Annotated in this window: 14 protein-coding genes and 1 tRNA gene; 5 read left to right on the forward strand and 10 right to left on the reverse strand. The window is 68.6% G+C overall.

Annotation, left to right across the window (positions count from 1 at the left end; translation table 11 throughout):
• Both ACP7AU_RS08000 and argH read right to left on the reverse strand, forming a co-directional pair.
• Entirely contained in the window at positions 1–240 is a 240-nt protein-coding gene (locus ACP7AU_RS08000; protein WP_426051069.1) for a hypothetical protein, read from the reverse strand.
• Positions 237–1,655 carry an argininosuccinate lyase gene (gene argH, locus ACP7AU_RS08005; RefSeq protein WP_426037860.1) on the reverse strand — a complete coding sequence of 473 codons (1,419 nt, stop codon included), beginning with the start codon at positions 1,653–1,655 and terminating at the stop codon, positions 237–239. The genes ACP7AU_RS08000 and argH overlap by 4 nt, the downstream gene beginning before the upstream one ends.
• Here argH and ACP7AU_RS08010 point away from each other — a divergent pair.
• Complete coding sequence (locus ACP7AU_RS08010) at positions 1,654–2,286, forward strand: TlpA family protein disulfide reductase (protein WP_426051070.1); 633 nt, start codon at positions 1,654–1,656, stop codon at positions 2,284–2,286. The genes argH and ACP7AU_RS08010 overlap by 2 nt on opposite strands.
• A 25-nt stretch (positions 2,287–2,311) precedes the next feature.
• Here the strand turns inward: ACP7AU_RS08010 and ACP7AU_RS08015 are convergent, their stop codons facing one another.
• Positions 2,312–2,662 (reverse strand): hypothetical protein, encoded by a 351-nt coding sequence (locus tag ACP7AU_RS08015; RefSeq protein ID WP_426037864.1) that lies wholly within the window; start codon positions 2,660–2,662, stop codon positions 2,312–2,314.
• Between the two features lie 438 nt (positions 2,663–3,100).
• Here ACP7AU_RS08015 and ACP7AU_RS08020 point away from each other — a divergent pair, with 438 nt between their 5' ends.
• The gene (locus tag ACP7AU_RS08020; RefSeq protein ID WP_426037866.1) at positions 3,101–3,451 is read left to right on the forward strand and encodes a hypothetical protein; all 351 of its coding nucleotides are present in this window, start codon (positions 3,101–3,103) and stop codon (positions 3,449–3,451) included.
• Positions 3,438–3,842: a MarR family transcriptional regulator gene (locus tag ACP7AU_RS08025; protein WP_426037868.1), complete on the forward strand. Its 405-nt coding sequence runs from the start codon at positions 3,438–3,440 to the stop codon at positions 3,840–3,842. Before ACP7AU_RS08020 ends, ACP7AU_RS08025 begins: the two co-directional genes overlap by 14 nt.
• Positions 3,843–3,853: 11 nt before the next feature.
• Here ACP7AU_RS08025 and ACP7AU_RS08030 read toward each other — a convergent pair.
• Positions 3,854–3,930, reverse strand: a tRNA-Met gene (locus ACP7AU_RS08030).
• 195 nt (positions 3,931–4,125) lie between these two features.
• Here ACP7AU_RS08030 and ACP7AU_RS08035 point away from each other — a divergent pair.
• Complete coding sequence (locus ACP7AU_RS08035; protein WP_426051071.1) at positions 4,126–5,358, forward strand: PQQ-dependent sugar dehydrogenase; 1,233 nt, start codon at positions 4,126–4,128, stop codon at positions 5,356–5,358.
• Positions 5,359–5,401: 43 nt separating this feature from the next.
• Here ACP7AU_RS08035 and ald read toward each other — a convergent pair whose 3' ends face one another.
• Entirely contained in the window at positions 5,402–6,520 is a 1,119-nt protein-coding gene (gene ald, locus ACP7AU_RS08040; protein WP_426037872.1) for an alanine dehydrogenase, read from the reverse strand.
• 147 nt (positions 6,521–6,667) lie between these two features.
• Here ald and ACP7AU_RS08045 point away from each other — a divergent pair, with 147 nt between their 5' ends.
• Positions 6,668–7,144, forward strand: coding sequence for an Lrp/AsnC family transcriptional regulator (locus ACP7AU_RS08045; RefSeq protein ID WP_426037874.1), 477 nt, complete (start codon positions 6,668–6,670; stop codon positions 7,142–7,144).
• Here ACP7AU_RS08045 and ACP7AU_RS08050 read toward each other — a convergent pair.
• The 5 genes from ACP7AU_RS08050 to ACP7AU_RS08070 all read right to left on the reverse strand — a co-directional run bounded on the left by ACP7AU_RS08050 (position 7,119) and on the right by ACP7AU_RS08070 (position 12,714).
• Positions 7,119–7,340, reverse strand: a complete 222-nt coding sequence (locus ACP7AU_RS08050) for a hypothetical protein (RefSeq protein WP_426037876.1) — start codon at positions 7,338–7,340, stop codon at positions 7,119–7,121. The genes ACP7AU_RS08045 and ACP7AU_RS08050 overlap by 26 nt on opposite strands.
• Positions 7,337–8,791 (reverse strand): NAD-dependent succinate-semialdehyde dehydrogenase, encoded by a 1,455-nt coding sequence (locus ACP7AU_RS08055; RefSeq protein WP_426037878.1) that lies wholly within the window; start codon positions 8,789–8,791, stop codon positions 7,337–7,339. Before ACP7AU_RS08055 ends, ACP7AU_RS08050 begins: the two co-directional genes overlap by 4 nt.
• A 188-nt stretch (positions 8,792–8,979) precedes the next feature.
• On the reverse strand, positions 8,980–10,644 hold the full coding sequence (locus tag ACP7AU_RS08060) for an MFS transporter (RefSeq protein ID WP_426051072.1): 1,665 nt from the start codon (positions 10,642–10,644) through the stop codon (positions 8,980–8,982).
• A 166-nt stretch (positions 10,645–10,810) separates the two neighbouring features.
• Entirely contained in the window at positions 10,811–10,948 is a 138-nt protein-coding gene (locus ACP7AU_RS08065; protein ID WP_426037882.1) for an entericidin A/B family lipoprotein, read from the reverse strand.
• A gap of 50 nt (positions 10,949–10,998) precedes the next feature.
• Entirely contained in the window at positions 10,999–12,714 is a 1,716-nt protein-coding gene (locus tag ACP7AU_RS08070; protein ID WP_426051073.1) for a sensor histidine kinase, read from the reverse strand.
• Positions 12,715–12,821 lie beyond the last annotated feature (107 nt).

Genomic DNA, 12,821 nt, shown 5'->3' on the forward strand with positions numbered 1-12,821 from the left:
CTATTGAGGCTCGCGACCGGCGGCGGTGCCGCCGATGGGGTTGGAGGGGCCGCCGTCGATCGGCTGCTGGCTGGACGCACGGTTGATCGTCGCCGGGTCGGGCAGGGCCGGGGCGCGGGCGTCGCGCGGCGCGCGCTCGGTCTGGCGCGGCGCCGGACTCTCCAGGTCGGCCATCCGGCCGCAGCCGGCGGCGGCGACAGCGAGAATGGCGAGGGCGCCGAGGGTGAGGACCTTGGTCATGACAGTCGGACTTTCCAATCGGCGATGCGCGCGCGGACCTGTTCCGGCGCGGTTCCCCCGAAACTCTGGCGGCTGGCGCAGGAAGCTTCAGGCGTGAGCACCTTGTAAACGGCTTCGGTGACGCCGGGATGCAGGCTCTGCAATTCGGCGAGCGGCAGTTGCGCCAGACCCACGCCCAGCTGTTCCGCCCGCTTCACCGCCGCGCCTGTAACATGGTGCGCCTGGCGGAACGGCAGGTCAGCCTCGCGCACGAGCCAGTCGGCCAGATCGGTGGCGGTGGAGAAGCCCCATCCGGCGGCCTCAGCCATCCGTTCCGTATTCGGACGGAAGGCGGAAACCATGGCCGTCATGGCGGTCAGGGCCAGGTCCAGGGCGTCCATGGCCTCGAACACCGGCGGCTTGTCCTCCTGCATGTCCTTGGAATAGGCGAGCGGCAGGCCCTTCATGACGGTCGACAGGGCGACGAACGATCCCATGATCCGGCCGGTCTTGGCGCGGACCAATTCGGCGGCGTCGGGGTTGCGCTTCTGCGGCATGATCGACGAGCCGGTGGTCAGGTCGTCGGGCAAGGAGACGAAACCGAACATTGGCGTCATCCAGATCACGATCTCCTCGGCCAGGCGCGACAGGTGGCCCGCGGTGATCGAGGCGGCGGCCAGGGTCTCCAGCGCGAAATCACGGTCCGAGACGGCGTCCAGCGAATTGCCCATCGGCCGGTCGAAGCCGAGCGCGGCCGCCGTCGCATGGCGGTCGATTGGGAAGGGCGAGCCGGCCAGGGCGGCGGCGCCGAGCGGGCTCTCGTTCATGCGCGCGCGGGCGTCGGAGAACCGGCCCGCGTCGCGACCGGCCATCTCGACATAGGCCATCAGGTGGTGGCCGAGCGTGACCGGCTGGGCCGTCTGCAGATGGGTGAAGCCGGGCATCAGGTCGCCGGCATGCTGTTCGGCGCGGGCCAGCAGGGCGCGCTGCAGGGCCTGAAGATGTTCCACCGACCGGTCGCAGGCGTCCCGAACCCACAGGCGGAAGTCGACGGCGACCTGATCGTTGCGGCTGCGGGCCGTGTGCAGACGGCCCGACGGCTCGCCGATCAACTCCGACAGCCGTGCCTCCACGTTCAGGTGGATGTCCTCGTATTCGTCGCGGAAGGGGAAGGTCCCGGCCTCGATCTCGGCCTGGATCGTGTCGAGCCCGCCGAGGATGGCCGCACCGTCCTGCGCCGTCACGATGCCCTGGTCGATCAGCATGCGGCAATGCGCCCGCGAGCCGCGCAGATCCTGTGCCCACAGGCGTTGGTCGACGCCGATGGAGACGTTGATCGCCTGCATGATGTCGGCGGGCTTGGCGGAAAAGCGTCCGCCCCATAGGGTCTGCCCGGCCGGGGCCGTACTGTGGGCCGGGTCTTTGGAGTTAGGCATGAGCGGCTCGAAAAGGGGCGTCTGGATCGTGGGAGCGTCGGCGCTGGCGGTCGTCGCCGGCGGAGCGGTCGGCACCCTATACGCCATGCACGCCGGTCCTTTCAAAGCCGAGGCGCCCGCGTTGGCCGAAAAGAGCGAACTGGCCCGGTTCGCGGTCGGCTCGCTAGCCGCTCTGGACACGCCCGCCGCCCTGGACGCTGCGCCCGACTATGTCTTCAAAACCCGCGACGGCGCCGACGTTCGTTTTGCCGATTTCCGGGGAAAGGTGGTTCTGGTCAATCTGTGGGCCATGTGGTGTGCCCCGTGCCGCACCGAGATGCCGACGATCGCGGCCCTGGCCTCAGCCTATCCGGACGGAGATCTGGTGGTGCTGCCGATCAATGTCGACACGGGCGCGGACCCGGTGGCCGACGCGAAGAGCTTCATCGACGTGCACTTGCCGCTGCCCTTCTACAGCGATCCGAAATTTCAATTGCCGTTCGAGTTTCCGGGCAAGGGCAAGATGCCCCAGACGATCCTGCTGGACCGTCAGGGGCGGATCCGCGCCGCCTTCGCCGGAGAAGCTGACTGGAACAGCTCTGAGGCTAAGGCCTTGATCGACGCGGTGCTGGCGGAGCCGCTGTCTTCCTAGGTCTCTGTCGCCCGTTGCTGACCGTTTACTGCGCCGGGGCCGGGACGCGCTGATCCGTCGCCGGGTTGACTGCGCCCGGGCGGCCCTCGGCGGCGGCCTCGGCCTGATTGGCTTCCAGACGATCGGCGACATTGCCGGCGCCGGTCTCCACGGCCTGGGCCGCCTTCATCGCACCGGACTCGATCACTTCACCGGCCTGGGCGGCGACGACGCCAGCCCTGTCGGCGGCCTCCGAGGCCGTGACCCCGGCGTTGTCCGCGGCGACCTCCGCCTTGGCTTCGGTTTTCTCCTGTTCAGCCTCGGTGCAGGCGACGACGCCCAGCGACAGTGCGGCAATGGCGGAGACAGCCAGAAGCGACGGAATGCGAATGGTCATGGGGGAGCCTTCGGACAGCGTTGAACCTTTGCCGTGAACGTCGGTCGCCATGATCGGTTGCGGCGGTGGTGCGGCGCAGACCCAGCGGCGCGGTTACGGCCATGCGGACCGGGGCCGGCGTTCATGTTGATTTCGCGCGCCCTGGTGATCTTCGCCATGGCCGGGCTTCTGGTCGGTCAGCCGATGGGCTGACGCTGGCGCAGGCGGCGCCAGGGGCTGCGGCTCTTCGGCGCAAGGGCAGACGCCGGGCTTGGCCGATTGGCGCTCCCGTTCCGCGGGCAGGGGCTTTGAGCGGGATGCCACTGCAGATAGTCAAGCCCTGACGGAACCTGACGGCGGCGCCCAAACCTTACAACGAAGTATGATTTCCGACATTGTGGGAACACGATTTCGACCTGTTCTGCCGCCGTGGCCGAACACGGAAAGATGGGATCCGGCATGATCAATCCTGTGCGAGCGGAACTGCTGGAATGGATCCAGGCCAGTATCGGCTGGGCCGTGCTGGCGGCCCGCGCCGCCAGGTCGGTCGCGCCGCCTGCTGCGATCTCGAACACCCCTGCCGCCCGGACGTCGGCGCAGACAATGCGCCTTCGCGCGACGATCACGATCGACATCGACGCCCATGACGCCGAAGACGCAGAACGCCAGTCGGAGGCCGTTCGCGGCCAGTTCGAGATGGTTAAGCGCGTCCACCCGACTGCGGCCCTCGCCTTCCAGCGTCGGAAACCCCGCTCCGGTCGTCGCCCACCGGCGCCGGCTCTGGTGGTCGCGCCCTATGCCGATGACTGAGACCGGCGGCCGGCGAAGAAACACGCTGCTGGCCGGACTGGTCTTGCTGAAGAAACTGGCGCCCGACATCACTCAGTCGGAGATTCTCGCCTTCCTCTATGTGGCCGAGAATCCAGGGGTACGGGTCAAGGAACTGGCCGCCCTGATGGAGACGACCGAGGCGACGGCGTCCCGCGCGTCGCGATCCTTGCTGGACGCCGGCGAACCCGGCGCGCGGGCACCGGGTCGCGGCTGGCTGCTGATGGCGTCGAACGGGCGCGAGGCGGTGTCGCGCCACCTCTATCTGACCGAGGCCGGGGTCGAGCTGGTCCAGCGTCTGGACGGCCTGATCGAGAGCGCCAGACCCATCGGCATCCGTGCGGCGCCGACCGACCTGAGGGTCCGCAGATAGGGGAAATGCGCTGGTGGCTGGAGGCGGGATCGAACCGCCGACCTGTGGGTTATGAATCCACCGCTCTAACCATCTGAGCTACCCAGCCCAGCGCATCGGTCGTCCTCAGGCCGGGGCCGGACGACGCGAGAGGCGTGCGTATATCGTCGCGGCCCCTCCGGTTCAAGTGAGTTGAACAGCCGGTGTGTTCTGCGACTTGCTGTAACGTGGAAGCCGGGGCAGGAACGGCGGAGCCTGTGCGCCGTTTCAGGGCGGTCGCGCCCCTGTCAGACCCAGAGTTCCCATGCGCCCGATCGTCCTCGCTGCCGCCTCGTCTCTACTCATGCTGGGCGCCGCCTGCGGGGCCAACGGCCAGACTGGACCGGCCGCCGCGCCCGGAGCGCCCGTCGAGACCCGCCCGGCCAATGGCGCCGACCAGACCCCCGCCTTCGCCGGCCAGACCCGCGCGCCGGGCGTCCAGACGCAGGGGACGCTGAGGCACGCCGTGGTGGCGTCTGGCCTCGTGCACCCCTGGGGCATGGCCCTGCTGCCCGACGGAGACTGGCTGGTGACCGAGCGTCCGGGCCGCCTGCGGATTGTCAGCGCCCAGGGCCAGGTCGGGGCGCCGATCACGGGTCTGCCCGCTGTCGACGCGCGCGGTCAGGGCGGGCTGCTCGACGTGATCCTGTCGCCTGGCTTCGCCACCGACCGGACGATCTTCTGGAGCTATGCCGAACCGCGCGAGGGCGGCAACGCCACCTCGGTCGCGCGCGGCGTGCTGACGGAAGACGGCGTTTCCGTCGGAAATGTTCAGGTCATCTTCCGCGCCCTGCCGACCTATGACGGGGACAAGCATTTCGGCTCCTCGCTGGCCTGCGACCCGGCGGGCCATCTCTTCATCACCCTGGGCGAGCGGTCCGACGCGCCGATGCGGCCCCAGGCCCAGCAGCTCGACAGTCATATGGGCAAGGTCATCCGCATCAATGCGGACGGGTCGGTCCCGCAGGACAATCCTTTCGTCGGTCAGGCCGGCGCCCTGCCGGAGATCTGGTCGCTGGGGCACCGGAACGTGCAGGGCGTCGCGGTCCAGCCGGGCACGGGCGCGGTCTGGACCATCGAACACGGCACGCGCGGCGGCGACGAACTGAACCGGCCGCAGGCCGGCAGGAACTACGGCTGGCCCATCATCGCCTATGGCGTCGAATACCGCGGCGCCCCGATCAACGAGGGGATCACGGCGCGGGCCGGTCTTGAGCAGCCGGTCTATCGCTGGGATCCGGTGATCGCGCCGGGCGGCCAGGCCTTCTATTCCGGCGCCATGTTTCCGGGCTGGGACGGGAACCTGCTGATCGCCGGTCTGGGCGGCAAGTCGCTCACCCGGCTGGTGCTGGACGGCGACCGCGTGGTCGGCGAGGAGCGGCTGCTGACCGGCCTCGGCGAGCGTATCCGCGACGTCGCCGTGGGGCCGGACGGCGCGGTCTGGGTCATCACCGACGAGGAAGACGGCAAGCTGGTGCGGCTGGCGACCGCGAGCTGATCCCTCTCCCGCAAGGGTCCCGCAAGGGGAGAGGGAGTAGCAGTCAGCCTTTGGCCCAGACGCCGAACGGATCGGACCAGCTCAGGCCCATGGCTTCCGCGACCGCCGGATAGGTAATCTCGCCCTTGAGGACGTTGAGGCCGCGCGCCAGATGCGGGTCCTTCTTCAGCGCTTCCAGGCCGTGGTTGGCCAGGGCCAGGCCGAACGGAAGCGTGGCGTTGTTCAGGGCTTCCGAAGAGGTGCGCGGGGCGGCGCCCGGCATGTTGGCGACACAGTAGTGAACGACGCCGTCGACGACGTAGGTCGGATCCTCGTGGGTCGTGGCGTGGCTGGTCTCGAAACAGCCACCCTGGTCGATGGCGACGTCGACGAGGACGCTGCCCGGCTTCATCGACTTGAGGTGCGCCTTCTTGATCAGCTTGGGAGCCTCGGCGCCCGGCACCAGGACGGCGCCGATGACGACATCGGCCTTGACCACTTCTTCGTCGATCGCGCCGATCGAGGAGTAGCGGGTGATGACGCGGCCGTTGGTGACCTCGTCGATATAGGCCATGCGCGGGATCGAGCGTTCCAGCACCACGACCTCGGCGCCCAGGCCCATGGCCATGCGCGCGGCGTTGAGGCCGACGACCCCGCCGCCCAGGACCAGCACGCGGGCCGGAGCCACGCCCGGCACGCCGCAGAACAGCAGGCCCATGCCGCCGTTGTGCTTGAGCAGGGTCTCCGCGGCCGAGAAGACGGCGATGCGGCCGGCGACCTCGGACATCGGCGCCAGCAGCGGCAGGCCGCCGCGCGCGTCGGTGACGGTCTCATAGGCGATGGCCGCGCATTTCGAGGCCAGCAGGCCCCTGGTCTGTTCCGGATCGGGGGCGAGGTGCAGGTAGGTGTAGAGGATCTGGTCCTCGCGCAGCATCTCCCACTCGACCTTCTGCGGCTCCTTGACCTTCACGATCATGTCCGAGGTCGCGAAAATCGTGGCCGCGTCAGGGACCAGGGTCGCACCGGCCTTGACGAAGGCGTCGTCGGGGAAGCCGGCGCCGAGGCCTGCGCCCGTCTGGACCGTGACCGTATGGCCGTGGGCGATGTATTCCCGAACGGCCGTGGGGGTCAGGCCGACCCGGTGTTCGTTCTTCTTGATTTCCTTGGGAACGCCGACGCGCATCAGATCTCTCCGGTTCAGACGGGGCCCGCGAGGCCGGGGGCCGGTGGGGCGATGGCTCCATCTTCTAGCGACCCGCGCCGTGCAGGTTCCTGTTCTTTTCGGCAAGTGATCAGCGTAAAGCCGCAGAAACTTGCGCAGAGGGTAGACATGAAGGCCATTTCCGCTGTCGCGCTTGATGCGACCGACAGAAAGATGCTCCGTGCGCTGCAAGCGGACGGGCGGATGACCAACACGGATCTGGCCAAGGCGGTGGCCCTGTCCGAGAGCGCCTGCCTCCGTCGACTGCGCGCTCTGGAGGGGGCGGGAGTGATCAGTCGCTACGCCGCCATCATCAATGAGCGCGCCGTGGGCTTTCCGATCAGCGTCTTTGTCACCGTGACCCTGTCGTCCCAGGCCGAGAGCGCCCTGACCGCGTTCGAGACCGCGATCACGGGCGTGCCGGAGGTGGTGGAATGCTATCTGATGACCGGCGGATCAGACTATCTGCTGCGGCTGGTGGTGCGCGACGTCGACGATCTGGAGCGGGTCCACGCCAAGGCCCTGACCACCATACCCGGGGTGACGCGGGTGTCCTCCAGCGTGGCGATGCGGACGGTGGTCAAGCGCGGGGCGCTGCCGGTCTGAATACCCGGAACAAGGCGACGACCAGCCATGCCAGCGCAATCACCAGCACCAGATCGCTGGCCAGCTTGATCAGCCCGTAGAGTGTCACCGTCTCCACCGACCGCGTCGTCGCATCGGCCGCTAGCGCCGTCAGCCCGGCCGCGATCAGGAGCGCGACGGGCCACATCATGGGCTTCAGGCGACGGCTGAATTTCATTTCAGCGCCAGGGTGACCTGTTTGATGTCGACGTATTCCTCGATGCCGTGGGTCGAGCCTTCGCGGCCGTAGCCCGACTGTTTGACCCCGCCGAACGGGGCGACGGCGGTGGAGATCAGGCCGGTGTTGATCCCGATCATGCCTGCCTCGATGCGGCGGCCGATGCGCATGGCGCGGTCGAGGTCGCGGGTGAACAGGTAGGAGGCGAGGCCGAACTCGGAGTCGTTGGCCTTGCCCAGAGCTTCCTCTTCCGTGTCGAAGGGGAAGACAGGGATCAGGGGGCCGAAGGTCTCCTCGTGGCGGAACAGTTCGTCGTCGCCGCCGAGGGTCACCGTCGGCTGGAAGAAGCGGCCGCCAAGTTCGTGGCGCGCGCCGCCGGTCAGGACCTTGCCGCCCGAGGCCTGAACCCGCTTCAGGTGATCCTCGACCTTGGCGATGGCCTTATCCTCGATCAGGGGGCCGACCTTGACCCCGTCCTCGAAGGCCGGGCCGACGGGGATCTTCGAAACCGCCTCGGCGAGTTTCGTCGCATAGACCTCGGCGACCGAGGCCTGGACATAGACGCGGTTGGGGCAGACGCAGGTCTGCCCCGAGTTCCTGAACTTGCCCTTGATCGTCTCGGCCACGGCGAGATCGAGATCGGCGTCCTCGAACACGATCAGGGGGGCGGCGCCGCCCAGCTCCATCGACACCCGCTTGAGAGTCGGGGCGCACTGCTCGGCCAGCTTGCGACCGACGGGCGTCGAGCCGGTGAAGGACAGTTTGCGGATCAGGGGCGAGGCGGTCAGGACGCCGCCGATGGTCGCCGCGTCCCCGGTGATGACGCTGAGCGCGCCCTTGGGCAGGCCTGCCCTGTAGGCGAGTTCGGCCAGGGCGATCGCCGTGAAGGGGGTCTGGGACGCCGGCTTGACCACGGCGGTGCAGCCGGCGGCGAAGGCGGGGGCGAGCTTGCGCGTCAGCATGGCGGCCGGGAAGTTCCAAGGCGTGATCAGGGCGCAGGGGCCGACGGCCTCGCGGAAGGTCAGGATGACGTGGCCCAGCGGACTGTCCTGGGTCTCGCCAAGGAGACGCTCGGCCTCGCCCGCGAACCATTTGATGAAGCCGTTGGCGTAGGTCACCTCGCCTTTGGCCTCCTCGAACGGCTTGCCATTTTCAATGGCCATCAGGGCGCCGAGTCCCTCGGTGTTCTCTTCGATCAGCCGCGCCCATTCGCGCAGGAAGGCGGCGCGTTTGTGCGGATCCGAGCGCGACCAGTCGGGGAAGGCGTCGTGCGCCGCCTGGACGGCGCGCTCCGTCCCGGCGATTCCGAGGTCGGGGATATGGCCGATGATTTCACCGGTCGCGGGATCGTCGACGGCGATGCCGTTGGCGCCTGCGGGGATCGCCTCGCCGGCGATGAAGGCGTGCTCGCGCAGGAGCTTGAGGCCGGCATTGCGGGCGGCGGTGTTCATGAAATTAATCCTCGAACGTCTCCCTCCCCCGCGGGGGAGGGTGGTCGCGAAGCGACCGGGTGGGGAGGGCAAGGCAACGCGATCCGACGCATGGGTGCGGCGTTGCCTTGCCGTCCCCACCCGACTTCGCCTTCGGTTCAGCCACCCTCCCCGAGGGGGAGGGAGACGCCGCTATCTGATCTAACGCCTCAATCGCCAATCGTATGCAGGTCGCGGCCCTTCGTCTCCGGCAGGAACAGCAGGGCCACGACCGCCGCGACCGCCGTGAAGCCGACCGAATACCAGAGGCCGAAATAGATGTTCCCCGACCAGGCCACGAGCGCGAAGCTGGCGGCGGGCAGGAGGCCTCCGACCCAGCCGGTGCCGATGTTGTAGGGCAGGCTCATCGCCGTATAGCGGACCCGCGTCGGGAACAGCTCGACCAGGGCTGCGGCCTGGGGGCCGTAGACGGCGGTGGCCGCCACCATGAAGACCATCAGGATGGCGAAGACGGCGATCAGGTTTATGCCCGCCGGATCGGCCCTGGCTGGATAGCCGGCCTCGGTCAGGGCCGCCTTGACGCGGGTCTCGACATCGGTGCGGGCGGACTTCAGGGCGGCGGCGTCGAGGCCTGCGCCCTCGATCGAGGCGATCTCGACCGTGCCGACACGGACGGCGGCGAGCGAACCGGGCTCGGCGGCGAGATTGTCGTAGCTGACCCCTGCATTGGACAGCACGGTCTTGGCCAGGTCGCAGGATGAGGCGAAGGCGGTCTTGCCGACCGGATCGAATTGGACGGCGCAGGTCGCCGGGTCGGCGATGACAGTGACCGGGGCCGAGGACTGGGCCATGGCCAGGGCGGGGTTGGCCGCCTGCGTCAGAGCGTGGAAGCCGGGGAAGATGGCGATCAGGAACAGGGCCATGCCGCCGATCATCACAGGCTTGCGTCCCACCCGGTCCGACAGCCAGCCGAAGAAGACATAGAGGAAGGCTGAGGCCACCGTGATGGCCAGGATCATCATGTCGACCGTGGCGACCTCGACCTTCAGCACCCGCTCCATGAAGAACCGGGTGTAGAAATAGCCCGCGTACCAGACGGCCCCTTGCGCGAACATGATGCCGGCCAGGGCGATCAGCACGAACTTGCCGACCTTCCAGGTCCCGAAGCTTTCGCGGAAGGGCGCCTGTCGTTCGGTGCTCTCGGCCACCATGCGCTTGAAGGCGGGGCTTTCGTTCAGCTTCAACCGGATCCACAGGCTGATCACGAGAAGGAAGAAGGACAGCAGGAAGGGGATGCGCCAGCCCCAGGCGTCGAAGGCCTCGGTCCCCAGGATCCAGCGGGTGATCAGGATGACGCTCAGCGCCATGATCAGGCCGATCGCGGCCGTGGTCTGGATCCAGCCTGTGAGGAAGCCGCGCTTCTTCGGCGGGGCGTGTTCGGCGACATAGATGGCGGCGCCGCCGTATTCGCCGCCGAGGGCGAAGCCCTGAAGGACCCTCATGAACAGTAACAGGATCGGCGCGGCGATGCCGATCTGGCCGTAGTCAGGCAACAGGCCGATGGCGACAGTGGCCACGCCCATCAGGGAGATGGTCACGAGGAAGGTGGTTTTGCGCCCCGTCTTGTCGCCGAACCAGCCGAACACCAGCGCGCCCAGCGGTCGCACGACGAAGCCCACGCCGAACGTCAGCAGGGCCAGGATGTAGGAGGTCGCCTCGCCGACGTCGGCGTAGAAATGGCGCGCGATGATGGTCGTCAGCGAGCCGAAGATGAAGAAGTCGTACCACTCGAACGCCGTGCCCGCGGCCGAGGCCGTCACGACGGTTTTCAGACCCGGTTCGCCCGTGTCCTGTTCGGTGGTCGTATCGGTCATCGCTTTCCCCGCCTGTGAGCCCGGGCGTCGTCTGCCGGACGCCTCGCGATCAGCCTAGCGGCGTCTCTCCCGGGGGCCAAGCGGACAAGCGAAGGCCCGCCGGACGGGGGACCGGCGGGCCTTCTTCATCCAGGCCGCGTCTCGAGAGACAGCGTCCCGAAAGAGGTCAGTTCTTGGCTTCTTCCGCGGCGCCGGTGACAGCCTGGCCGGCGGCCGAGGTGTCGCGGCCGACACCCGAGATGGTGTTGCAGGCGGCGGTGGTCAGGGCGGCGGCGGCGGCGATCAGTACGAAAAGCTTGCGCATGAGGAACTCCTGAAAATTCGAGGCGGAGAGGGATCTTGCCGTGTGAGATCTCAACGCGAGGTGCGGCTGAGGGTTCCGGGCGTGACCGTGGCGTCGCTGGGCTTGAGGTCGTCGGGGTTGGTGGGGCCCACAGCCTCGGGTGTGGCGAAGACCATACGCGCGATCGTGCCGCCGCCGGGGGCGGGCAGAAGCTCGGCCTCGCCGCGCAGCTGTTTGGCGAAGGCGCCCATCAGGGTGCGACCAACCCCGCCGCGGCCCGCCTCGCTGGCAGAGCCGGGACCGTCGTCCTGAACCTCCAGCGTACTGGTGTCGCCAAGGACGCGGAAGCGGACCTGAAGCGCCCCGCCGCGACCGGCGAAGGCGTGCTTCTGGGCATTGGTGATGGCCTCGACCAGCCACAGGGCCAGCGGCGCGAGCTTGTCGGGATCGACCACCAGACTGTCGGCGTCGATCGAACTGGTGACGGTGTGGCCGCGTCCGGACTCCGAGGCCACAAGCTGACCCACCAGTTCGGTCATGAACTCGCGCGCGTCGGCGTGGCGGATGTCGTCGGACTGGTAGAGGGTGCGATAGATCAGGGCGAGGGCCGAGATGCGCTGGCGGGTGTCGCCCAGCGCCGCCCTGGCCGGTTCGTCCTTCAGGGCCCGCTGCTGCATCGACAGCAGGGACGAGATGATCTGCAGGTTGTTCTTCACCCGGTGATGGATCTCCCGCATCAGCGCGTCCTTCTCCGACAGGCTTTCGTGCAGGGAGCGGTCGCGGGTGGCGATGGCCTCGGCCAGTTCGTCGAGCGTCTGGGCCAGCCGGCGGATCTCGGCGGGCGCCTGGGCCGCCTGGACCGGACGGACGGAATAGCGGCCTCGCGCATAGAGGGCGGCGATCCGCTCCAGATAGTTCAGCCAGCGCACCACGATCCGCTCGGACACCAGCATGACGGCCCCGAAGGCCGTGACCCAGGCGGCGAGCGGCAGGATCAGCACGCCGATCGGGTTCAGTCGGGCCCAGGACAGGAGACCCGGCGAGGGGGCGGAGATGACCACATAGACATCGCGGCCGGCCAGGGCCGCCCCGGCATAGTCGCGATGCTCCCCGGTGGCGTCGTCGGCTTCGAACACCGCGGACTGGTCTTCGCGGGCGCGTTCGACCCAGCCGAGCAGGCCGGGGCCCTCATTGAAGGTGAAGGCGCGGATGTCGGTAGAGACCAGGACGCGGCCCTCGGCGTCGGTCAGGGCGGCCTGGGCGTCGTCCGGCAGGGACGGGTCGGCAATGTCGGGCTGCAACACCGACAGGGGCAGGACCGCAGCCATGGCTCCGGCGAAGACGCCGCGCGGTCGTTCCCAACGCACCCCGACCACCAGCGCCGGTGTACTGCTAAGGTCCGACGAGGCGCGAGCCAGAGTCACTTCCTCGCCCTGCCGCAGCCGCTGGAACCAGGGGCCGTCGGTGAAGGAAACCTCCTCGCCGACGATGGGCGTCGGCCTGGAGTCGCAGACCGGTTGTCCGCCCATGCCGATGCGATGGAGGGCGTCGTAACCGTCGAGCCGCTGGACCAGCGCCGCAAGACGCGGGCCGCAGTCCGGTCCGCTCGCCTCCGGGGCCAGGGCGCTCAGGAGGACGCTCGCCGAATCCAGCCGGGACTTGGCGGCCTGGGCGGTCCGTTCGGCGGCGAACTGCAGGTCGCCGCGGCGATCCTCGGCCTGTCGACGGAACTCGACCTGGGCCTGGAAGGCGCCCAGCAGGAGGATGGGCATGAGGGCGATGGCCATGGCCAGGCCCAGTCGGAAGCGGATGCCCTGGACGTGAATCCTCCGGCCTCCGGACGCGCCCGCGCGTTGCGCCCAGAACCGACTGAAGGAAGAGGCCATGCGCCGGG

This window comes from Brevundimonas sp. SL161 (assembly GCF_049896985.1).
GTDB lineage: Bacteria > Pseudomonadota > Alphaproteobacteria > Caulobacterales > Caulobacteraceae > Brevundimonas.